The sequence below is a fragment of the Photorhabdus asymbiotica genome (assembly GCF_003634575.1).
In the GTDB taxonomy this organism is placed as follows: Bacteria; Pseudomonadota; Gammaproteobacteria; order Enterobacterales; family Enterobacteriaceae; genus Photorhabdus; species Photorhabdus asymbiotica.
This window is the reverse complement of record NZ_RBLJ01000003.1, coordinates 277,837-300,585: the sequence shown is the minus strand read 5'-3', so window position 1 is coordinate 300,585 and position 22,749 is coordinate 277,837. Positions and strand designations below refer to the sequence as shown.

The following is a 22,749-nucleotide window of genomic DNA, read 5'->3' as shown; positions in this document are numbered from 1 at the left end:
GGAATCTCTTTATATAAAATCTTGGGCTAATGAATCATAAGCTGCTTGATGTTCGCCGGGTGTATAAAGTTCATAGTGATAAGCAAATTGTTCACGGGCTTTTTCCGACGATTCATAATAACCTGCGCCAGACCAGGCAAAGAAAGACGCGCCTAGTACCGTCGTCTCTGTTTCATTAAGTACTTTTATTGGTAGGTTTAGAATATCTGCTTTTATTTGATTCCAGAGATGATTTCGGCTACCTCCACCTACTAACACTAATTCTTTAGCATGAAATCTGCTTATTTTTTCTAAAAGAGACAGGTTTTGTTTTAATTGATATCCCAAAGCTTCTAATGCGGCGCGATAAAAATGACGGCGCTCAGTATTCAATGTTATTCCACACCATCCCGCTTTAGAGGTTAATAAATGACAATTCATGCTTAAGTTATTCGAACCAGGAGGCACCGATAGAGCTTCATGGATCATTTGGGGATAGGCTTCTGAAGGGGGAATATCTTTCCAGAAAAGTTGTCGTATCCATTCAAGTACCCCGGAAGCCAGCCATTGCAATCCTGGGTTAAAGAGTCCTTTTCTCGCGTCCAATTCACAAGTGGAACCCACGTAATGAGGTAAAATATGGGTATTCACATGAGGGGTGCGTACCATCAGAATTTCCCAGGTGCCCGAAGATAAGATGGGTTGATTTAAATCAGCGCCTGAGCCAAATAAAGCAAATTGTGTGTCATGTCCAGAAGAAATAACCGGGATTCCTGAAGGCAAGTTTAACTTTCTGGCTGCTGCTGGTGTTAAATTGCCAATTGGTTCGCCAGCAGAAACGAGTTTAGGAAATAAATACGCCGAAATAGAAATCGTATCTAAAATTTCTTCACTAAACTGATCATGATGAATATTGAGTAACTGGCTGGTTCCGGCCATGGTTCTGTCAGTAGACATCACTCCGGTTAAGCGATAATTGATTAAAGAAGAGATAAATAACCAAGCATGAGCTTGATTTAAAAGGGTAGGATAGTTTTCTTTTAACCAGATTAGCTTATAAAGTGTATTAAAATTAAATTGCCCGACACCGGATATCGTTTGTAATTTCTCAGCAGAGAAGTAACGAGCAATATTTTCAACAATAGGGATCGTGCGTGGACATTTCCAACTAATTATTGGATATAGTAAGTCACCCTTTGCGTTGACCAGTGTTCCGTCAACACCAAAGGTTGTCACTGTGACTGCGTGTATCTTATAACCTGATAATTTAGGGATAATCACACGACAACAGCTCGCTAGCCGCCCTAAAATGGCATCCAGTGGCCATAGATGCCAGTCAGGATTGGTCTTATCAGGCTCACTGGTATTTAGTGTTGATTCTTTTGCAATCACATTACCCTGTGGATCAATCGCAATAGCCCGCACATTCGTCGCTCCACAATCTAAAACTAAAATGGCATTTTGAGTCATGCGATCTCCTGTCATGGATAGCGGCGGCACAATGGGTACCGCCAACAGCAATTATTGCTTATAGAGAGGGCCATAGTTTTGGCAGGCTCGGTAATCTGAACCTTCAGGGTCCATACCATGCGCACTCCATGAAGCAGGACGATAAATGGCTTTTTCATCCACGTTATGCATACAAACTGGGATTCTTAGCATTGCTGCTAATGTAATGAAGTCTGCGCCAACATGACCAATAGAAAGTACGCCGTGATTAGCTCCCCAATTCGCCATAACAGAATAGACGTCTTTAAAGGCGCCTTTACCGGTTAACCGTGGAACAAACCAGGTTGTGGGCCAGGTTTCATTGGTGCGTTTATCCAGAACGTCGTGAATATCTTTGGGCAATTCTGCACTCCAGCCTTCAGCTATTTGCAGGACAGGACCAAGACCTTTAATCATATTGACCCGACTCATGGTGAAAGGAACGCCCCCTTTCGTTAAGAATTTGGAGGAGAATCCTCCACCTCTGAAATATTCATGGATTGCTGGATACCATTGCGTTGCAGCCAGACAGGCATTCATTTCCTCTTCGGTAATTTCCCAGTGAGGTTTCATTGTAGGGTGACCCTGCTCGTCTTTTTGACAACAGGTTCCATCCAATGTTGCAGAACCTGAATTAATGAGATGGATCACCCCATTTTCTGCCGGTCCCGTAAGTTTTTGACCCGTGACACGTTCAACAGATTCTGGAGACCAAAAAGTGCGAACATCAGCAAAAATCTGGGCTGTGCCTGTTAACAGATGACCAAATAACATCGCAATGCCATTTAGACTGTCATTTTCTGTTGCAATCATCAATGGCTGACGAATGCCGTTCCAGTCGAATGAACTATTTAAAATGGCTTCTGCCATATCGCCATTAGGGTATTGATCTGTCCAGTGACGTTGTCCCTGGAAGCCTGCGACAATCGCATTGTAGCCGAGAGCTTCTTCGCTGTACCCTTTAACTTTCAGTGTTGGATTTCCTTGCATCATGTCACGAATACAGATAGCCATAAGTAGACTTTCGCGCAGAATTTGACGATGATTTTCTGGTGAACGGCGATATTGTTCAGCATTCAGGTCTTCACCATATTGAAAATACTTATCTGCCCAAGATAAAGCGAGTTCAAGTTCCTCTTCATCATATATTTGCTTATCAATCCGACGGCGTAATTCAGTCATATCAACAGATTGGACTTTCATACCAAGCCAGGATTCAAAAAAGTTATGATCAACAATTGAGCCTGCGATGCCCATTGAGACACCGCCAACAGCGAGATAAGTTTTTCCTTTCATACTGGCAACAGCTAATCCAGCCCGTGCAAATCGTAGCAATTTTTCTTTAACATCATCAGGAATGTGCGGGTCATCAGTATCTTGAACTTCATGTCCGTATATAGAAAAAGCGGGGATACCTTTTTGCGCGTGAGCCGCTAAAGCTGCGGCAAGATAGACTGCACCGGGACGTTCAGTCCCATTAAAACCCCAGATAGCTTTCGGTCTGGTTGGTACCATATCTACTGTTTCACTGCCATAACACCAACATGGTGTGACAGTCACGGTTAGACCAACATTTAATGTGCTGAATTTTTCATCACAAGCGGCAGATTCAGCAAGACCGGCAATGCACGAATCGGCAATAACGCATTCAACAGGGGTACCACAAGTATGGCAAATATGTTGAGTTAATAAATTAGCTGTCGCTTTTGCCATATTCATGGTTTGCTCTTCGAGTGATTCACGTACCCCCAGACGACGACCATCAATAACTGGGCGAATACCAATCTTAGGTAGATTCATATGCTTTTTCATGTTATTTGCCTCTTTAATTAAACGAATTACTAGGCGCCGTATTGGCGTGGAATTTTGCGAAAATCAAGATCACAGCAAAACAGAGGGCGGGGACCAGCTCAGCAGTTGGAATATGGCCTACAGTATCACTGACAAATCCCATAATAGGCGTTACGATGCCGCCACCGACAATGGTCATGACAATTAATGAAGAGCCATATTTGGTATCCTGACCTAATCCTTTAATGCCTAATGAGAAGATGGTTGGGTATTGAATAGACATAAACATGCTACAAATAGTCAATGCAATTAAGCCGATGTATCCCCCTGCGAATGCGGAAATAATGCAAAGGATCATGGATATCGAGGCATAATAAGCCAGTACTTTTTCTGGAGCGAACCGCTTAACTAACCAAGTACCACTTGATCGACCAATAAAGAAAAAGACCATTGTTGCTGTCAGGTAATTGGCGGCATACCCCGGAGTTATCCCCGGAATTTCATCAATGGCATAACGTATAAGGTAGCTCCAGCAAGCGGTTTGTGCACCGACATAGCAAAATTGGGCTAATACCGCCCAGCGCCAATGCTTGATTTTGATAATACGTCCCAAAGACTGAAAGAATGAGCTGTGATTATTATGTACATCACTTTGTATTACTGGAAATTTGGTAAATAAAACTAATAAGGCAATGACTAAAACGACGGCAACGATAATCATGTAAGGAGACTGTACCGCTAAGACCAGGCTGTGGTTATAGGCATCAAGTTGCTTAACGGTCATTTTATCAAGTGTTTCTTGGGGCAAATGGGGAACGTCAGATAAAATCAAATTTTGCCCAAAAACAACGGCGATAATTGCGCCAAATGAATTAAACGTTTGTGCCAGATTAATTCGAAAATGCCCCGTTTCTTCGGGTCCTAACACGGTGACGAAAGGGTTAGCCGCTGTTTCTAAGCAGCCTAACCCAGCGGCGATAATAAAAAGCCCGAACAGGAATAGTGTATAATTCATCGCTTTTGCCGCGGGCCAAAAAAGAGCAGCGCCAGCAATATAAAACAATAATCCAGTCATTATCCCCGCTTTATAACTTAACTTCTTCATTAATATGCCAGCAGGAATAGGAATAATAAAATAACCAAAATAAAATGCCGATTGGATTAATCCCGCTTGGAAGTTTGTTAAGGTAAACGCTTTTTGAAACTGAGGCAATAATATATCATTTAAATTACTTGCCACAGCCCATAAAAAAAAGAGAGAGCACAAAATAGCAAAAGGAATTAAGTAACCTCTGTTTTTCTTCTTATCTCGAGCTATATTTGGTTGTATCGATATGTTATCCATATTACCCTCTATATTACAGCTGATCCAGAAGCAGTAGTATTTTTAGTCATCTATGAGATGAAAAAAGGATCTAAATCACATTTATTTATTCAGGCTGCTAAACTGTGAACTTAATCACTGAAATAAACCTATTACAGATGTTTATCTATCTTTTCTTTTTATTTAATTTGGTCATAAAAATGACCGTATGATTTTTTTTATAAAAAAACGGTCAATCAAGCCAATAAATGACTGTTTAAGTTAGAAATGAAAAATACGGAATAAAAAAATAAATAGAGATATTTAAAAAACAGAGAAAGTAGTAAAAACATTTGAGCTTAATCACAAAAACTAACTAAAACGTTTATTTAAAAACAACAAAGTAATACAAAAAATAAAGAGTGAATCTCATCATTCAATTTTAAATTGGGTAAATAATAATGAAAAGAAATACATTATCTCGAGAAATTATTGATACATGTTTAGAAATGACCCGACTCGGATTGAATCAAGGCACGGCAGGTAATGTCAGTGTCCGTTATAAAAATGGCATGTTAATTACTCCGACAGGGATACCTTATGAACAATTGACTGAAGCACATATTGTCTATGTAGATGAAAATGGTCAACACGAGGACCATAAGATTCCCTCTAGTGAATGGCGTTTTCATCAGGCGGTCTACCATGCCAGACCCGATGCAAATGCAGTTATCCATAATCATGCAATTCATTGCGTCGCGGTTTCTATTTTAAATAAATCTATCCCGGCTATTCATTATATGATTGCGGCGGCGGGAGGCGATTCTATTCCCTGTGTACCTTATGCAACATTTGGTACTAAACAACTCTCTGACTATGTATTTGATGGGTTTAAAGATAGAAAAGCCATTTTATTACAGCATCATGGGATGATCGCTTGTGAGGTTAATTTACAAAAAGCACTGTGGCTTGCACATGAAGTTGAAATACTCGCTCGCCTGTATTTACAAACCCTAGTGATCCAAAATCCAGTCCCTGTTCTGAGTCAAGAGGAAATAGCGATTGTGCTTGAGAAATTTAAGACATATGGCTTAAAAATTGAAGAATGAGATCACTTTATCTGGCAGTCATCATAATCGCGCCATTTGACTGGCACAAAAGTGGCGCGATTATCTGAATTGCGCCATAATCGCGCCATATTTTCACAGGAATCTCTTTCGCTATGAACTTAATGAACAATATTTACCAGACGTTGTGTGTTGCATCACAACCTATGTCTGTTTCGGATTTATTAGCTGTGCATCCTTCTGTTTCCAGACGGACTGTCCAACGTTGTTTAGGACAGCTTGTTGGAAATGGAAAAGTACACGCTTTGGGCGAGGGACGAAGTCGTCGCTATGTTATTTCTGCGAGAAAAACATCGAAGCAAGTAATAGAAAGATCCAGCAATTTCCCGAGCTATATTCCATTGTCTGAAGATAGTAAGGATATTCTCCGTTATATTGATCAACCCATGAAGGTCAGGGTGCCAGTTGGTTATCAACGAGAGTTTCTGGAATCGTATGAACCCAATGTGACTCATTACCTGTCAGTTCCAATTCGTAATCAGCTTCGGAGAATGGGAGATACAAAACAAACCTCACAACCAGCGGGAACTTATGGTAGAGATATTCTGGATCGTTTACTCATTGATTTGTCGTGGGCTTCAAGTCGTTTGGAGGGGAATACTTACAGTCGATTAGATACGATCGAATTAATTGAGTATGGCAAAGCTGCGGTAGGAAAAAATGCGATTGAAACTCAAATGATCCTCAACCATAAGTCCGCTATTGAATTACTTATTGATGGCATAGCGGAAGCTGATTTTAACCGATATACCATTCTCAATTTGCATAGTACATTAGCTGAAAATTTACTGTTCAATCCTATAGATGAAGGGCGTATCCGTCAGCATCAGGTTGAAATAGGAAAAAGTGTTTTCAGACCGTTATCAGGAGAGGTCTATATTAGTGAAATTTTGGATTCGTTGCTGGCGAAAGCACAAGTTATCTCAGATCCATTTGAGCAATCCTTTTTTATAATGGTCCACTTGCCGTATTTACAACCTTTTGCAGATATCAATAAACGAACTTCCCGCCTGGCGGCTAATTTGCCGTTGCTTCGTTCAAATCTATGTCCATTGACTTTTCTGGATGTGCCAGAAGAGGCATATAGCCGTGCAATGCTTGGTATTTATGAAATGACCAGAGTTGAATTGTTGCGAGATCTTTATTTATGGGCTTACGAGCGTTCTACTCAAGAATATCTGGCTCTTAAACAGGAAATAACTGAACCAGACCCGTTAAGGTTGCAATATAGAAATACTATTAAGCGGATTGTTTATCAGGTTGTCGTGACACCGGAAATGGATTCGATCGAGGTTATAGATAAATTAATTTCCAATGAATTAAGTTCATCTGAACGTGACACGTTAAAAGCATTGGTTATTGAGGAATTACGGCGATTGCATGAAGGTGTTTTGGCGCGGTATGGACTTCGGCCTTCTCAGTTTAAACAATGGAAGGGAAAACACCGATAGTCGTATTCACTCGATTAAATCAAGAGCGTTTATACTCTTCATCTTTCAAGTTGCTGCTTTCACTCACCTCAGTCACAGAGTTATCCATGCTCTTAGGGATTCGTTCATTTGCCGCCGCGCTACAAATTGAAATCTATTGGGTATATGTTAATCATGCTACTGCTTCAGGTAAGTTGATTAATTAACTCTTTCACTATGTTTTTGCATCAGGGATTAAATTTATACGGTCAATGATTAGAAATGTGATTCATAAATCTATTTGTATATTGACAGAGCTAAACACCCATCAGTAGTTTCATCTCATATCGACCTGACGTCCTATGGGCGGGGTAATCTATCTAAATGAATTTTTGGTGAAATGGTGCGGACCTTTCATATGATTCTCTCTATTTATCAAATACCTATTTATCGGTGGATTATCCAATCAAGCTGTTTTATTGCAATACGATGTCATGCTAATTCAGGTTGATGTTTGGAGGGGGCAGTGTGAAATTTAATCTGTTTGGATGGGTGGGTTATACAGAATTATCCTAAAAAAACAGAAAGTAGTATTTTTTTGATCTAAATTTTCGCATTATGTTCTAAAAGTATGTTGAAAAAGTGTTTAAGTGAAGGGTTTTAGATGGAAATACCAATTTATTTTCAATACTGGGGTAAGTCGAAGCAAGAGCCAGAGGCTAATAATGCAGATTATCATCTACTTCCCTATCATTGTTTGGATGTGGCTGCGGTAGGAATAGAGCTACTTTCTTTAGAAAGATCATTGACCAAAGATCTTGCTAGTTTTCTGGCATTATCTGCGAAGCAATTACAAAGCATAGCCTCTTTTGTATTAGCTTTGCACGATATTGGTAAATTTGCGTCTGCTTTTCAAAGATTGTTTTCCCATCAAGCAGTCGGTCTGTTTAAACCCTATTGCTTGAAGAAATATAATGGCCGTTATTTTAGCCATGCTCGTCTGGGGTTATATTTTTGGGAAAATATCAAAACTCAGTTACTTAAGAGACTCGTTAATATTGAAGGTATTGAGCAAGGAGAGCAGCAAGAAATGCTTGATACCTTAATGGTGTTCATGGATTGTGTGTTAGGACATCATGGCCAGCCAATTGATAAAACAGACTATAAAACGATTAAACGTTTTACTGAACCTCATAACTTCAATGCTGCTACACTCTTTACTCATCATTTAATTGAATTATTACAACCTGAGTTTCCTATTGAAAAACTACAATCTAAAGAATGGCGACGACGATTAGAGCAAGTGAGTTGGCAGTTTGCCGGTATTACGGTATTGGCGGATTGGATTGGTTCTGATAATCACTATTTTAAATATCAGTCTGAACCTATGCCATTAACGGATTATTGGCAATATGCGCAAATAGTGGCAAAAAAAGCGGTTCTGGCGACAGAATTAGGTAAGGTGCCAATAGTAAAACCATTTATTTCCATACAAGAATATTACGGGTTTGCCGCAACTCCTTTGCAACAATGGGCTGAATCAATACCAATAGATAATTCTCCCCAATTATTCATTTTGGAAGATGTATCAGGGGCAGGAAAGACAGAAGCGGCATTAGCGCTCACACATCGTTTGATGCAAGCAAAAGCTGCTGATGGTTTTTATTTCGGTCTGCCTAGTATGGCGACATCCGATGCAATGTTTAACCGAGTGGTTGAGCATTATCAACAAATGCTATCGACACAAGATGGTAGCGGGCCAAATATTGTTTTGGCTCATGATGTACGGAGGATGAATGAGCAATTTCGTGCCGCTGCTTTGGTCTCAGGATATACGGATAGCAGAGATGGTAAAAAAGATATCACGGCTTCAGCGCTGTGTAGTCAGTGGTTAGCAGACTCACGTAAAAAAGCACTGTTAGCGCCTATTGGTATCGGAACCATTGATCAAGCATTATTGGCTGTATTACCAAGGCGTCATCAATCATTGAGATTATTGGGGCTTAATCACAAGGTATTAATCGTTGATGAAGTCCATGCTGCTGATGAATTTATGTTTAATTTACTGGAAAATTTATTAGCGTTGCACCTTTATCAGGGTGGTTCGGCTATTTTATTAACAGCAACACTGACCCTTAAACAGCGTCAACGTTTAGCGGATATTTGGTTGAATACGGGTGGATTGAATTCTCAATTACTGCGAAAAATTGATTTCCCGCTAGCAACAAAAATAGATTTAAACCTTGTAGCACCCATTATTGAACAACCATTATCGAGTCGAAAAGACGTTAATCGGGAAGTTAAGGTCGAGTTCTTAAATAGCTTTGGAAGTTGTGTTGAAAAAGTATTGGCCGCAATTGTACAAGGGCAATGCGTAGTTTGGATTCGGAATACAGTAGATGATGCAATCGAAGCTTATCAAGCGTTGCGAAATTTGCTCACTGAACCTGAGCGTTGCTTATTATTTCATAGCCGATTTGTACTGCAACATCGAAAAGAAATTGAAAGTCGTGTGCTGACGATCTTTGGTAAAAATAGCTATGGTGAGATGCGTCGGGGCAAGGCGTTAATTGCTACGCGAGTGTTTCAGGAAAGTTTAGATACTGATGCCGATGTTATGATTTCAGATATTTGTCCTATCGATGATCTGATTCAGCGATCTGGACGTTTACATCGCCATACGCGTGATAGTGATGGTATTTATCAACATGGCATTAAAGACTCACGCTCTGCTCCAGTACTCTTTGTCCATGCTCCTAACTGGAAGGAAAATCCTGAATCAGATTGGTTAAGCCATAATTTCCGTAATACACAATATGTTTATCGATCTCCGGCACGTTTGTGGTTAGGCATGCGAGTATTGAGAAAATTAGGGGCAATACGTATGCCTACGGATGCCCGCCAATTAATTGAAGCAGTTTATGGTTACGATGATGAACAAATACCTGAAGCGCTAAGACATCGAGAAGATGAATTAATTGGCGAAGAGCGAAGTCAGGCAGCTAAAGCTAAATCTTATTGGTTGCAATGGCAGTTATATGGTTACTGTGATCGAAGTGCGGACAGTTGGTATGAAGATAATTCAGGTATTAATACGCGCTACTGCGATATTGAAACTGTTGAGGTGTTATTACTTAGACAGACCGATTCGGGACAACTCGTACCATGGGTAAATGCGGCTGAGTTTTCAGTGCCATTAAGTACGGTTAAATTATCTAAAAATAAATATGCGGATAAATTAGCCCGAATTCCGACTAAATTAATTCCGGCGCTCAATAGATTGCAACAGCGATACCATCAAATTAAATACTTGCAACCTTGGTTGCCAGAAAAAGATCCGAATTTTACTTATTTTTCAACAATAGGCTTTTGTAAAAAATAAAAGCAGGAGGCGTTATGAACTTAGTTCAGGACCCGTGGTTACCTTTCCGCTTACGTGATGGTAGTGAAAAAATACTGCCTATGAATGCGATATGTGATCATGATGTTATGGACTTTGCGTTACCGCGAGCTGATTTTCAAGGAGCTGCTTACCAATTTGCTATTGGTTTATTGCAAACTGTTTTTGCGCCGAAAGATAAATATCAATGGCATTCTCTGTATCAAGTATCACCTGATAAGAAAACATTACAACAAGCTTTTAATAAAGTTGTACATGCTTTTAATGTTACTGGTACAGGGCCTCTTTTTATGCAGGATTTTGATCCGCTGCGAAAAATAAAATCAACCACCGTTGCTGGGCTATTAATTGAAGCACCGGGAGCTAATGGTTTAAAACTTAATACGGATCATTTTATTAAACGAGGTGTTGGGGATGTGATGTCTCTTGAAATGGCAGCATTGGCACTTTTTACCTTACAAATTAATGCGCCGTCGGGGGGATCGGGGCACCGTGTTGGATTACGGGGCGGAGGACCATTAACCACATTATTGCTGCCACAACATGATGTAACGTTATGGCGAAAACTATGGTTAAACGTCATTAATCGCAGCGAATGGCATTATGCGGAGCCTGATTTGACGAGTGCCCAAGTTTTTCCTTGGTTAGCACCAACAAAAGTGAGTGTTGAGCAAGGGACGGAAATTTGTGCTGCGGATGTTCATCCTTTACATATGTATTGGGCGATGCCGAGACGTATACGTCTTGTTGTAATGAAGAATAAGCAAGTTTGCAAAGTTTCAGGTAAGTGTTCTGCGTTGACTGTTTCTGAATATCGTGCACAAAACTATGGTGGCAATTACTCCGGTAATTGGGTTCATCCGTTAACACCTTATAAATGGGATACTAAAAGACCAACAGAACAGTTATCTCTGAAAGGCCAACCGGGAGGGGTGACATATAAAATCTGGGATATTTTGGTTTTTAGCCATCGGGATAGAGGACAACGTTGTGCGCCTGTAGTAAGCCATTTTTATGCTTTATGTCGTGATTTTACTGAACTACAAAGTGTAATGCCTCGTTTGTGGGTGTTTGGCTACGATATGGATAATATGAAAGCACGTTGCTGGTATTCTGTCTCTATGCCATTATTTTTTGTCTTACCGGAACAACAAGAACAGGTTCTGAATCAAGTCAAAGAATTACAAAAGCTGGCAACCAATGTAATTTGGCTATGCCGAAACCAGATAAAAGCGGCTTGGTTTGAAAAGCCTATTGATGTAAAAGGCGATATTGCTTTTATTGACCTGATTTTTTGGCAACGCAGTGAGTCTTTATTCTTTTCAATCGCTTATCAACTTATCGATAATGCAAAACAAAAGAAGCCTATTCTTACTCCTGAGCAAGCCGAACATTGGCTCAATACCTTGTGCCATCTTTGTAGAGATTTATTTGATGAACATATTGAATTATCTGTGCTTGGCAATGAGCGTTCAGTCGCGAGACGTATCAAAGCGCGTCAGCAGTTAATGATGGGGTTGTATGGCCAGAATGCTTTAAGAGAGATCAAAATATTTATTTCCAATAACCATATTCAATCTGGTAAATAGGAAGAGTCATGGACTGTAAAATTGAAATCATATTGTTGCGCTGGTGGCAAAGCATGTTTTTATCACCAGAACAATTAAAAGAGAAAGGTATTACTCCGGCACCTTCTACTTATAAAGCTCAACTGAAGCGCTGTGAAAATATCGAAATGGCCATGTTAACTGAAGGCTTTCGCGATTTATGGCTCCACTTACCTGATGAAATTAGTTTATCTAGTAATCCGGTAAAAATAGAATATTGGGCGATGATAGCGGTCGCATTAGTTTATGTTAGAAGTAACAGTAACATAAAGTTGGGGGTAGCAGCAGGTAGGAAAGGTGGAGGAAATAAATCGGTTGTCAGTGAATTGAGATTTTCACAATTACAAAGTGCTAAAACGCCTAATGAATTATTACGCCGATTACGTCGAATTCTACAGCAAGTAAAAGGTAATATTTCTGTTCTGGCTTTGGCTCAGGATATTGAAGAATGGTTTGCTGAATATGGACAATTACAGCCATGTAGGGCAGATAAGCGTATCAATGTGAAATGGGTTATGGATTATTACCGTGCTGCAAGCGGCAAATCGATTGATTTATCAGATTTTCGTTAATTAATTCTGGGATAATTATTATGAGTCAGTTTATTCAATTACACCTGTTAACTTCCTATGCGCCATCTAACCTTAATCGTGATGATTTAGGTCGCCCTAAAACAGCCAAAATGGGGGGATTTGAACGTTTACGTGTGAGTTCTCAAAGTTTGAAACGTCACTGGCGTACTTCTGAATTATTTGAGCAAGCGTTATCAGAGAATATTGGTATTCGCACAAAGCGTTTTGGTATTAAGGTATTTGAAGCCTTGCTCAGTGCCGGCGTGAAAGAAAAATCGGCTAAGGCATTAGCTTCAACGATTGCGGGTGTTTTTGGAAAAACGAAAAAAGATGCGTTAGAAATTGAACAATTGGCACATATCAGCCCGGCAGAGCAACGGTCTGTTATGTCGCTGGTTGCTATATTGGCGCAAGAAAACCGAGCGCCGACATCCGAAGAACTTAATTTGTTAAAAGCTGAGCAAACGGCGGTAGATATTGCCTTGTTTGGTCGAATGTTAGCTTCAAGTCCTGCATTTAACGTCGAAGCGGCTTGCCAGGTTGCTCATGCAATTAGTGTACATAGTGTTGTCGTTGAAGATGATTATTTTACAGCGGTGGATGATTTAAATGATGGTAAATCAGATACTGGTTCAGCCCATATAGGGGAGTCGGGTTTTGCGGCTGCACTGTTTTACAGCTATGTCTGTATTAATAAAACGCAATTAATAGAGAATTTAGGCGGTGATGAAGTGCTTGCTAATAAAGCGATTAAAGCATTGACAGAAGCCGCTATAAAAATATCGCCAACGGGTAAACAAAATAGTTTCGCTTCTCGCGCTTATGCCAGTTTTGCTCTTGCTGAAAAAGGAGAACAGCAACCCCGTTCTTTATCTGTCGCATTTTTAAAACCGATAAATGACAGTGATCTAGGTCCTTCTGCAATTAATGCATTGGAAAAGCAGATGCAAAATATTGATAAGGTTTATGGTGATTGCGCGGATAAGCGATATAAATTTAACGCATTTACAGGGGAAGGGCGTTTGGCTGAACTGCTTGAATTTGTGGTGCAGTAATGGGGGGCAGAATGAAAGCATATTTAGTCTTCCGATTATATGGCCCTATGGCAAGCTGGGGACAGCCTGCGATTGGAGGGGAGAGGTTAACGGAATTGTATCCTGGCCGCTCTGCAATTTTGGGATTATTGGGGGCGGCATTAGGGATTCGACGAGATAATGAATCTGAATTAGCAAAATTACAAAAAAGTGTATTGATAGCAATTAAACAAATTGTTCCCGGTTTTTTAATACGTGATTATCATACGACACAAGTCCCGACTCACGATAATAATGTTGTTCATCAGAGCCGTAAAAGTGAATTAAGTGTAAATAAACTGAATACCATATTATCGAATCGGGATTATCGTTGTGATGGTATTTGGGTAGTTGCTATTTCATTAACGAGGCATGCTTCTCTTACTCTTGAACAATTGCGGGATGCTTTACTTAAACCGGTATTTGTTTTGTATCTTGGACGTAAATCTTGCCCGCCAGCTTTACCTCTTTGTCCTAAATTGATTAAATCATCGAAATTAAAGGCTGCATTAGATACGCCTTTTCCACCGCTGACTCACTCTGATAAAGAAGATAAATCATGGCTGAGAGCGAATGGCTTTGTTACTTATTTTTGGGAAGGGAATAAAGATGAAATGATCGCTAGAAATATCTTGATAAACCATCCTTGGGATGAGCCGATTAATCGAGGGCGTTGGCAATTCAGGCAACGTATTATGTATCAACTTTCTGTTGAGGAGGGTGTTGATGTATCTATCTAAGATTATGCTCCGACAATCAAGTGAGACTGCAAATATATTGGCAAAACTTGGTGGAAATGGCGTTTATACTTCTCATCAATTGTTATGGAAGTTATTTTCAGAAGATGAAAAACGTCAATTTTTATTTCGGGAAGAAATTGGAATAATAGGATTACCGGTATTCTATGTTTTGTCCAAAACTTCACCGCAAGTTGAATCACCATTATTCGATGTTCAAACGAAAGCATTTTATCCACTGTTAAAAGAGGGACAACGTTTAGCATTCAAATTACGTGTCAATCCGACAATCTGTACTTTCGAGCCTTCTGGAAAACGTCGGCGTCATGACGTCTTGATGCATGCTAAGTTTCAGGCAAGGCAGAGAGGGGAAACTGAACAGAAAAAAATAAAGGACATGATGGAGGATGCTGCCCGTAATTGGCTCCTGAATAATCGTCGTATGCAGAAATGGGGTGTTCAGTTTGATGATTTACTGGATGTTGAAGGTTATACCCAGCATCGAAGCGTAAAAAAGAAAGGGCAGAAGATACAATTTTCCAGCGTCGATTTTCAAGGTCTGCTGACCGTTACTAATAGTGATTTATATTTGGCTCAGTATGCAAAGGGGTTTGGTCGGGCTAAGGCTATGGGATGCGGATTAATGTTAATCAGAACAGTATAATGGCATGTTTATTGAAGATCGTAATTCAATAATCTTCGTTGGAATAAACATATTAACGTTGCGATTTCCTTGATAGAGCAGGAATTAGTCGCTATTCTAAAAAGCATCGGTAAAATGATTACCACGTTCCTCGCGCTAGCGGGGATGAACATAAGCTCTGTGTACATTCGGACCAGAAAGAATGTATTCCCTGTGCTCAATGGGATAAACCACTATACTTAACGAGTTAAGAGATAACGTGAAGTAATGTTCCTTGTACTGACGGGGATGGACCAAACTCGATAAATCTTATCAATGAGATAATGTGAATGTTCCTTGTATTTGCGGGGGTAAACCAGAGTATTTAAAATGGGTCGGTCATTTTTCTGAGGTGTTCCTCGTCGTTACGGGGATAAACCGCGTCAAGAGTGATGCTTTATTTTGCTCACTAAATGTTCCCTGTTTTCACGGGGATGAACCGAGTAGTGCTCTAAATAGTATATATCCAATAGATTTCGAGTTGCAGCGCGGCGGCAAGTGAACGAATCCCCAGAAGCCTAGATAACTCTGTGACTGGGGTGAGTGAAAGCAGCCAACAAAGCAGCAACTTGAAGGATGAAGGGTATAAGGTTAAAGAAATGTTCCCTGTACTTTCGGGGATAAACCGTATGAAAATGACACTTCTGATTTGTTTTCCCTTCGTTCCTGTTTCTGCGGGATGAACCGGACAGCAACAGAGATGTAATGAAGCAGCAATCAGTGTTCCTTGTACTATGAGGATAAACGGTTTTGGATGTTAGGCTAAAAGTACTAATAAACGTTTCTTGTATACCCAATAAATTTCGAGTTGCAGCGCGGTGGCAAGTGAACGAATCCCCAGGAGCCTAGATAACTCTGTGACTGGGGTGAGTGAAAGCAGCCAACAAAGCAGCAACTTGAAGGATGAAGGGTATATACGGGGATGAACCGAACTGATACTGATGTGTTCTGGTTTTGGTAAAATGTTCCCTGTGCTTACGGGGATAAACCGAACAGTTAGCGTTTGATACAACAGGGATATACTCGTTCCTCGTACTGACGGGGATAAACCGCTAAAAACAGAGCTATTTTTGTCTATAGCAATGTGTTCCCTGTGGCCTGTAGGGTTTTGCTCTCCGAGAGGAAACTCCGATAGGGTGCTAAAGTTATTCAGGTTCACAGGGATCAACCGGATTCAGGCTTTGTGATGATGGCAGGGTAAAAGGGTTCCCCGTATTTACGGGGATAAACCGATAATCGAAAAGAGTTAAGTAATGAGAGTGAAGTGTTCCCTGTGCATATGGGGATATCGTGGTTATCCGATGCGCCGTAAAACCCCGTCCTTTTGCGACACCCTCTTTAGGGCAGGGAGGATGTCAAGTGTTTTCATTCAGCATGTGTAAGTAATCGGCACTGGTAAGGTTGCTAATGTTACCTTTGTTTTCCCGATGCTCTTTTAGCCAATCGATAATCTTTTCTTGTAACTTTCCTTCTGGCTCATCCAGTTTCTTAGCCAGTCCACCGTGGTGTTCCCACAGATCATTACAGATACTGAATGACATTCCTCTCAGGGCGTAATCGGATTGATGCCAGGTATGCCATAAATGATTACCCAAGACAAAGGGCTGTTCACTTCCACTTTGACCGCAATTTTCAGGGCGGGAATACCACTGGGAGTCAGGCATATCGATCATTAACTCACTCACTGGCGTCAAAAATGCTGACCAATCGCTCGTGATCATTGCCGGTAATAATTGGCTGAAAACCCGCGAGTCCATACTGCGCAGAATCACCTTTTTCTCATGCAATATCACCTGCTGACGTGAGCGCCAGTGATTCAGCTGTTGCGACCAAGGATCATTACTGCGATAAGCCCAGCCCCAGCTGTTATCACTCAGGGAGTGGCTGTCAAGCAAATGACCTATGATGGACAATGAACCTAATTTGGGCTGAATCAGCCAAGGGCTTTGTGCCAGCAAGTGATCCATTGGCGTACAGCTATACAGCGGAAAAGCTTGCTCCACCCAGTCGTTAGTATAGAACAGAGCAACGGGGTTAGGTTCTGCCAATGAATTGAGCATAAAGAAAACAGGGGGTTTATTAGGGGCGTGCAGCCACTGTTGCCAAGTCATTGAAATATTCATACATCCTCCTGGTTATCGATAATCAAATTAGTTTCCCGTTGTGTTGGAACAGCATAAATTGGTTTTAATCCATCATTCATTGGGATTCCTTATTTCTGATATTGGTATTTAAACAGATGAGTAATATGGTATTTATCATGGTCAGTTTTCCTCGTAGCGTTATCTGTATAGCGTGTTAAGGCCGTATTTCTCTATTTGTCTGCCGTAGACTTTGGTGACGTTATTTTCCAGTAATCTATTGATTGCCGATTAAGATCAATTCGGCCATTTGGATATTCAACCCATTCTTTTTCTTTAGTAATAGTGATTTTCGGCATTTTGGTTTCATCCAGCTTAGGTTTAAAGGTGATTTTCCATTCTGCTCCTGGAATTAATTTCAATCGAAAGGGAAATGAATCCACCACATTCTGTAAGGAAATTCTGTTTGGACGTCCTTCAACCATTTTCAAAACAGGGTAAATAACCGGGCTATAATCTATTGTATTCACTGCGCGAGTCAGAATACTGTTCTCGTGCGGCATCGTTGATAAAAGCGGTTAAACCTGTCCCTGAATAGGGTACGGCATCTTTCACCAGGTGACTGACATCGGTATAGTAAGCTGATACATAAGCTTGCTCGATTTTCCATTTGCACCAGCCTCCGCCACTAAAAGGCAATTTAGTCCGAAAATAACCGGTTTTGGGATCTGCGGTTACCTCTTGGTAAAGCACGTTATAAGTCGGTACTTTATGAGGTGTCATAGTCGCACTAAATAAGTCGGTACTTTATGAGGTGACATCCCCGCATCAAACTCATATTTAAGACAATCTTTTGAGATATACCTTGCCGCCACATACGGCGCGGTGTATTTCGGCATAACACCGTCCATCGTTATCCATGGCCCTTTTCCCTTAGATGAAAAGGGAAATAGCCAGTTAAAAAAGGTATCGCCCATCGACCAGTAAATAAAAGACAACAGTAATAATAACAATGTGACTTTTAATATCCTCATACTGAAAGTTCCTTCCCATCGCAGTAATGCTGTAAAGCCAATACCCATTTTTCTTCCTGTTGACTGACGGCCAATGATTTTATTAACTGTTTATCCATTCCCAGAAAACAGAGATTACGGTAGTAAATGGCATCTGGGATAAGTTTTTTATCAGTATCCATTTTCGCCTTAATTGCCTAAATAATCAGGAGCAATGATAGTAATTTTTCTCATTTATCTTGTGCTGGAAAGTCCACTGGCATTATTTTATGTAACGGATATCTACCATTTGGGTATCGGTTTCAATGTGTCCATTAGGATACTCAACCAATTCCTTTTCTTTAGTCACGATGACCTTCGGCATTTTGGTTTCATCCAGTTTAGGTTTAAAGGTGATTTTCCATTCTGCTCCCGGCGTTAATTTCAACCGAAAGGGACGCATACCTAATTCACCCTGTAAGAATATTCTTTTGGGCCAACTCTGAACCATCTTTAAAATAGGATAAATAGTAGGACTGTAATTGATGGTATTTAATGCTTCAGTTTCGCTAAGATATGTCCGAGGTGCATCGTTGATAAATACAGTTAAACCTGTCCCTCTCCCTCCTTCAGACATAATAGCATCTTTTACCAGATGACTGACATCGGTATAACCTACAGTTACAAACGCCTGCTCAATTCTCCATTTACACCAGCCACCGCCACTAAAAGGCAATTTTGCCTGAAAATAACCAGTCTCTGGATCAGCCTTTACATCCAGACTTAATCCGTTATAGGTTGGTACCTTATGAGGTGTCATAGTCGCACTAAACTCATATTCAAGACAATCTTTTGATTTATATACAGCCGACACATACGGCTTTGTATATTTTGGTGCAACACCCTCCACTGTTATCCATGGCCCTTTTCCCTTAGATGAAAAGGGAAATAGCCAGTTAAAAAAGGTGTCTCCCATCGACCAGTAAATAAAAGACAACAGTAATAATAACAATGTGACTTTTAATATCCTCATACTGAAAGTTCCTTCCCATCGCAGTAATGCTGTAAAGCCAATACCCATTTTTCTTCCTGTTGACTGACGGCCAATGATTTTATTAACTGTTTATCCATTTCCAGAAAACAGAGATTACGATAGTAAATAGTATCTGGGATAAGTTTTTTATCAGTATCCATTTTCGCCTTAATTGCCTAAATAATCAGGAGCAATGATAGTAATTCTTTTCATTTATCTTGCTGGAAAGCCCACTGGCATTATTTTATGTAACGGATATCTACCATTTGGGTATCGGTTTCAATGTGTCCATTAGGATACTCAACCAATTCCTTTTCTTTAGTCACGATGACCTTCGGCATTTTGGTTTCATCCAGCTTAGGTTTAAAGGTGATTTTCCATTCTGCTCCTGGAATTAATTGCAATCGAAAGGGAAATGAATCCACCACACCCTGTAAGGAAATTCTGTTTGGACGTCCTTCAACCATTTTCAAAACAGGGTAAATAACCGGGCTATAATCTATTGTATTCACTGCGCGAGTTTCAGAGGCTTCAGAATACTGCTCTCGTGCGGCATCGTTGATAAAAGCGGTTAAACCTGTCCCTGAATAGGGTACGGCATCTTTCACCAGGTGACTGACATCGGTATAGTAAGCTGATACATAAGCTTGCTCGATTTTCCATTTGCACCAGCCTCCGCCACTAAAAGGCAATTTAGTCCGAAAATAACCGGTTTTGGGATCTGCGGTTACCTCCTGATAAAGCACGTTATAAGTCGGTACTTTATGAGGTGACATCCCCGCATCAAACTCATATTTAAGACAATCTTTTGAGATATACCTTGCCGCCACATACGGCGCGGTGTATTTCGGCATAACACCGTCCATCGTTATCCATGGCCCTTTTCCCTTAGATGAAAAGGGAAATAGCCAGTTAAAAAAGGTATCTCCCATCGACCAGTAAATAAAAGACAACAGTAATAATAACAATGTGACTTTTAATATCCTCATACTGAAAGTTCCTTCCCATCGCAGTAATGCTGTAAAGCCAATACCCATTTTTCTTCCTGTTGACTGACGGCCAATGATTTTATTAACTGTTTATCCATTTCCAGAAAACAGAGATTACGGTAGTAAATAGTATCTGGGATAAGTTTTTTTTCAGCGTCCATTTTCTCTTTAAATCGGCGTTGGCTGTCCTGATAACTTGTTGTTTTATCTGGTTCGCATAACTCTCTAAGGCGTGCATCAATATAACCGGCATATTTATATGAACTGTGATTAAGAATACCTAATCTGCTTTTTAAATCAGGATTTTTATTTTCATCAAACAGTTTATCCTGTTCTTGTGGGCTTAGCTGATTAAACAGGGCATTTTGCTGTTCACCGGCTTGAGCGAAAAAACGTTCTGTTTCTTTATCCAGCTCAGGAATTAAATACAGTTTTGTTGTATTACTTAATATTTTTTCTGCACTCAATCCCGTTATCAGCGATACATTACTGGCGGCAATCAGCCACTCCGGGCAGGCACTGGCTTTTAAAAAATGAACCACTTTACCATGATGCAGATAAATTTCTTTACTGGCTGTTGCTTGTTTAATTGCCTGAATAATCGGTGATGGTGACAACAATTTCATGATTTCCCATTCATACCCTGCGGGCGTCCAGTAATTGAAGAAAACATTATCCATATCCTGTTCAAAGGGCACCAAAGGAATGGGGTCATTTTCATTAACATGGCGATAATGGATGATAGAAGATAATTCCTGTACTGCACTGCGGGTTAATGTTCTTGGCATCCCGTAACTGTAGAGACAGGGATTATTTTCTTTCAATTGTGCGCTGTGCAGTAATGCCAGTGCGCCCCCTAGACTGTGACCACAGATGAATAACCTTTTTCTTGTGACCAAATTCAGAATATCACCGAATACTTCTTTGGTTTTATCACTGGGAACTTTTAACTTCCCAACCAGACTGAATGCCTCCCAGAATCCCTTATGCACTTTGCCACGGTGAATAAACTCACTGCACAGGGCTTTATCATCGTCGCAACTTAAGCTTAACGGCTGAAAAGTCGCATCAGTCAGGTCATTCGTCAGACTGGCAGTGCCCCGCCAGCTAACAAGAGCATCACTGTGGCTGGCGATATAAAACAGTCGGGTATCACCCTGTTTATTTGCTGTTTCTGAATCAATAAACTCTACCCGGGTATAACGTTCACTGAACGGCACATCGTAAACCACTGGTGTTGCCGACATTTTTTCCACCCGATAAGGCAGCTTCGAGACATCCACCATTTGCCGGTTAAAAAAGTGAAGTACAGAGCCTTCAACATCGACATCCTTACCGGCATAAGCCAGCACGCTCATCAAACTCTGGTTATAGGCATTCACAATCGAATACTCTTTCTGATGATGCAATTGCAAAACCCAGGCTCGGAACGGACACACCTCCAATACATACCGCTGGTTTAACGGATGAACCTCATAACCCTTTGGCTCTGGGTTAGGGAAATGATAAGGGGGCGGAATTTTTTTAGGATCATACCAATCCTTAATCACAGGCAAACCATCACTGATCAGCCCGATCGTCACATATTGGTATTGATAACCTTCCGCTTCGGCTTTTGGCTTCACTACCGATGCCTCTTCACCACGTTTTTCCCGCAACGGACGCCGTTCCATCTCATCCGCCAGCGATTGGGCGTGAATATACAACTTCACTGGATGAGCCGACAGGTCTTCTTCCCTGAGCACTCCGAAACCATCCGTCTTCCCTCGACGCACATAATTCGGTAGTCCTCTGCTTATCAGGCTATAAGACATATTTACCAGCGGTTTTCCCTGTTCATCCACCAACTGAAATTCTACCCAGTGTTTCAGAATTTTTTTACAGTCAAGACAATCAAGTGGGCTTAATTTGCTCATCGATATTATTTCCTTAATTCTGTCAGAAGTTGAAATGATTAATTTTTTCACCAAAGAAATAAGATACTGAAAATCCTATTGCCACAAAAAAAGCACAGTCTATGTGGTGATGAATAGTCAATTGGACGACAAGATTACAGGCATGAACTTCCACTCGATTCATTCTTGTGAATAAGAGGAACAAAACCCGAACTATTCTTTATCTGACCCATGTGATGAAATTTAGAACAATAATTATTAAATTGTCATCGAATAGCAAGAAAAAAATTTATTTTTTTAATATTACAAAAAATAAATTGATCAGAGAATGTTAGAAGCTAAAAACAGATATCATAATTAAATAGACCTAAAAAAGTATCAAAATGAAAAAAAAGAAGTTTCGAATTTATTTATCTTCTATTTAAAATGATTAATTACATCATCTGCTTATCCGTTTTATTGATTGTTAAATCTTCGTTGCTGGCAAATAAGAGAATAATATCCTGTTTCTGCGTTACATATTTACGCGTGTGATACGGCTCATTCAGTTGAGAATTAGCCAGGGCTAGGTATTTTAAGTGCCTGTATTGA

The 22,749-nt window shown here is 40.3% G+C and carries 18 protein-coding genes and 1 pseudogene; 9 read left to right on the top strand and 10 right to left on the bottom strand.

Going from position 1 to position 22,749, the window contains the following annotated elements:
* Positions 1-9 precede the first annotated feature (9 nt).
* The 3 genes from fucK to fucP are packed head-to-tail and all read right to left on the bottom strand — an operon-like array spanning position 10 to position 4,603.
* Positions 10-1,449: an L-fuculokinase gene (fucK, locus tag BDD30_RS13570; RefSeq protein WP_041381558.1), complete on the bottom strand. Its 1,440-nt coding sequence runs from the start codon at positions 1,447-1,449 to the stop codon at positions 10-12.
* Between the two features lie 51 nt (positions 1,450-1,500).
* Entirely contained in the window at positions 1,501-3,279 is a 1,779-nt protein-coding gene (fucI, locus tag BDD30_RS13565) for an L-fucose isomerase (protein WP_012776890.1), read from the bottom strand.
* A 13-nt stretch (positions 3,280-3,292) separates the two neighbouring features.
* A complete protein-coding gene (gene fucP / locus BDD30_RS13560; RefSeq protein WP_012776891.1) occupies positions 3,293-4,603 on the bottom strand; it encodes an L-fucose:H+ symporter permease in 1,311 nt (436 codons plus the stop codon).
* A gap of 419 nt (positions 4,604-5,022) precedes the next feature.
* Between fucP and fucA the strand changes: the two genes are divergently transcribed.
* The 9 genes from fucA (at position 5,023) to BDD30_RS23610 (ending at position 15,851) form a co-directional block, all read left to right on the top strand.
* Positions 5,023-5,670 carry an L-fuculose-phosphate aldolase gene (fucA, locus tag BDD30_RS13555; RefSeq protein ID WP_012776892.1) on the top strand — a complete coding sequence of 216 codons (648 nt, stop codon included), beginning with the start codon at positions 5,023-5,025 and terminating at the stop codon, positions 5,668-5,670.
* Positions 5,671-5,783: 113 nt separating this feature from the next.
* Complete coding sequence (locus tag BDD30_RS13550) at positions 5,784-7,139, top strand: Fic family protein (RefSeq protein WP_012776893.1); 1,356 nt, start codon at positions 5,784-5,786, stop codon at positions 7,137-7,139.
* Positions 7,140-7,761: 622 nt separating this feature from the next.
* Entirely contained in the window at positions 7,762-10,479 is a 2,718-nt protein-coding gene (locus BDD30_RS13540; RefSeq protein ID WP_012776894.1) for a CRISPR-associated helicase/endonuclease Cas3, read from the top strand.
* A gap of 14 nt (positions 10,480-10,493) precedes the next feature.
* On the top strand, positions 10,494-12,086 hold the full coding sequence (gene casA, locus BDD30_RS13535; protein ID WP_012776895.1) for a type I-E CRISPR-associated protein Cse1/CasA: 1,593 nt from the start codon (positions 10,494-10,496) through the stop codon (positions 12,084-12,086).
* 8 nt (positions 12,087-12,094) lie between these two features.
* Positions 12,095-12,676 (top strand): type I-E CRISPR-associated protein Cse2/CasB, encoded by a 582-nt coding sequence (gene casB, locus BDD30_RS13530; RefSeq protein WP_012776896.1) that lies wholly within the window; start codon positions 12,095-12,097, stop codon positions 12,674-12,676.
* 20 nt (positions 12,677-12,696) lie between these two features.
* On the top strand, positions 12,697-13,731 hold the full coding sequence (gene cas7e / locus BDD30_RS13525) for a type I-E CRISPR-associated protein Cas7/Cse4/CasC (RefSeq protein ID WP_012776897.1): 1,035 nt from the start codon (positions 12,697-12,699) through the stop codon (positions 13,729-13,731).
* An 11-nt stretch (positions 13,732-13,742) separates the two neighbouring features.
* Entirely contained in the window at positions 13,743-14,489 is a 747-nt protein-coding gene (cas5e, locus tag BDD30_RS13520) for a type I-E CRISPR-associated protein Cas5/CasD (RefSeq protein WP_041382685.1), read from the top strand.
* Positions 14,476-15,150: a type I-E CRISPR-associated protein Cas6/Cse3/CasE gene (gene cas6e / locus BDD30_RS13515; protein WP_012776899.1), complete on the top strand. Its 675-nt coding sequence runs from the start codon at positions 14,476-14,478 to the stop codon at positions 15,148-15,150. Before cas5e ends, cas6e begins: the two co-directional genes overlap by 14 nt.
* A gap of 548 nt (positions 15,151-15,698) precedes the next feature.
* The gene (locus BDD30_RS23610; RefSeq protein WP_012776900.1) at positions 15,699-15,851 is read left to right on the top strand and encodes a hypothetical protein; all 153 of its coding nucleotides are present in this window, start codon (positions 15,699-15,701) and stop codon (positions 15,849-15,851) included.
* Between the two features lie 672 nt (positions 15,852-16,523).
* Here BDD30_RS23610 and BDD30_RS13510 read toward each other — a convergent pair.
* The 7 genes and pseudogenes from BDD30_RS13510 to BDD30_RS13490 form a co-directional block, all read right to left on the bottom strand.
* Positions 16,524-17,291, bottom strand: a complete 768-nt coding sequence (locus BDD30_RS13510) for a DUF4123 domain-containing protein (RefSeq protein WP_012776902.1) — start codon at positions 17,289-17,291, stop codon at positions 16,524-16,526.
* 191 nt (positions 17,292-17,482) lie between these two features.
* Positions 17,483-18,226 (bottom strand): annotated as a pseudogene (locus tag BDD30_RS13505) (hypothetical protein).
* A 53-nt stretch (positions 18,227-18,279) separates the two neighbouring features.
* Positions 18,280-18,444: a hypothetical protein gene (locus BDD30_RS23605; RefSeq protein ID WP_012776905.1), complete on the bottom strand. Its 165-nt coding sequence runs from the start codon at positions 18,442-18,444 to the stop codon at positions 18,280-18,282.
* An 80-nt stretch (positions 18,445-18,524) separates the two neighbouring features.
* Entirely contained in the window at positions 18,525-19,274 is a 750-nt protein-coding gene (locus BDD30_RS13500; protein ID WP_012776906.1) for a hypothetical protein, read from the bottom strand.
* Positions 19,271-19,435, bottom strand: a complete 165-nt coding sequence (locus BDD30_RS23600) for a hypothetical protein (protein ID WP_012776907.1) — start codon at positions 19,433-19,435, stop codon at positions 19,271-19,273. The genes BDD30_RS13500 and BDD30_RS23600 overlap by 4 nt, the downstream gene beginning before the upstream one ends.
* Before the next feature lie 78 nt (positions 19,436-19,513).
* Positions 19,514-20,263: a hypothetical protein gene (locus BDD30_RS13495; RefSeq protein ID WP_012776908.1), complete on the bottom strand. Its 750-nt coding sequence runs from the start codon at positions 20,261-20,263 to the stop codon at positions 19,514-19,516.
* On the bottom strand, positions 20,260-22,179 hold the full coding sequence (locus tag BDD30_RS13490) for a lipase family protein (protein ID WP_012776909.1): 1,920 nt from the start codon (positions 22,177-22,179) through the stop codon (positions 20,260-20,262). Before BDD30_RS13490 ends, BDD30_RS13495 begins: the two co-directional genes overlap by 4 nt.
* Positions 22,180-22,749: the final 570 nt, after the last annotated feature.

Coding starts and splice junctions, on each gene's coding strand:
- fucK (WP_041381558.1), bottom strand. CDS start 1,449: ATGACTCAAAATGCCATTTTAGTTTTAGATTGTGGAGCGACGAATGTG.
- fucI (WP_012776890.1), bottom strand. CDS start 3,279: ATGAAAAAGCATATGAATCTACCTAAGATTGGTATTCGCCCAGTTATT.
- fucP (WP_012776891.1), bottom strand. CDS start 4,603: ATGGATAACATATCGATACAACCAAATATAGCTCGAGATAAGAAGAAA.
- fucA (WP_012776892.1), top strand. CDS start 5,023: ATGAAAAGAAATACATTATCTCGAGAAATTATTGATACATGTTTAGAA.
- BDD30_RS13550 (WP_012776893.1), top strand. CDS start 5,784: ATGAACTTAATGAACAATATTTACCAGACGTTGTGTGTTGCATCACAA.
- BDD30_RS13540 (WP_012776894.1), top strand. CDS start 7,762: ATGGAAATACCAATTTATTTTCAATACTGGGGTAAGTCGAAGCAAGAG.
- casA (WP_012776895.1), top strand. CDS start 10,494: ATGAACTTAGTTCAGGACCCGTGGTTACCTTTCCGCTTACGTGATGGT.
- casB (WP_012776896.1), top strand. CDS start 12,095: ATGGACTGTAAAATTGAAATCATATTGTTGCGCTGGTGGCAAAGCATG.
- cas7e (WP_012776897.1), top strand. CDS start 12,697: ATGAGTCAGTTTATTCAATTACACCTGTTAACTTCCTATGCGCCATCT.
- cas5e (WP_041382685.1), top strand. CDS start 13,743: ATGAAAGCATATTTAGTCTTCCGATTATATGGCCCTATGGCAAGCTGG.
- cas6e (WP_012776899.1), top strand. CDS start 14,476: ATGTATCTATCTAAGATTATGCTCCGACAATCAAGTGAGACTGCAAAT.
- BDD30_RS13510 (WP_012776902.1), bottom strand. CDS start 17,291: ATGAATATTTCAATGACTTGGCAACAGTGGCTGCACGCCCCTAATAAA.
- BDD30_RS23605 (WP_012776905.1), bottom strand. CDS start 18,444: ATGGATACTGATAAAAAACTTATCCCAGATGCCATTTACTACCGTAAT.
- BDD30_RS13500 (WP_012776906.1), bottom strand. CDS start 19,274: ATGAGGATATTAAAAGTCACATTGTTATTATTACTGTTGTCTTTTATT.
- BDD30_RS23600 (WP_012776907.1), bottom strand. CDS start 19,435: ATGGATACTGATAAAAAACTTATCCCAGATACTATTTACTATCGTAAT.
- BDD30_RS13495 (WP_012776908.1), bottom strand. CDS start 20,263: ATGAGGATATTAAAAGTCACATTGTTATTATTACTGTTGTCTTTTATT.
- BDD30_RS13490 (WP_012776909.1), bottom strand. CDS start 22,179: ATGAGCAAATTAAGCCCACTTGATTGTCTTGACTGTAAAAAAATTCTG.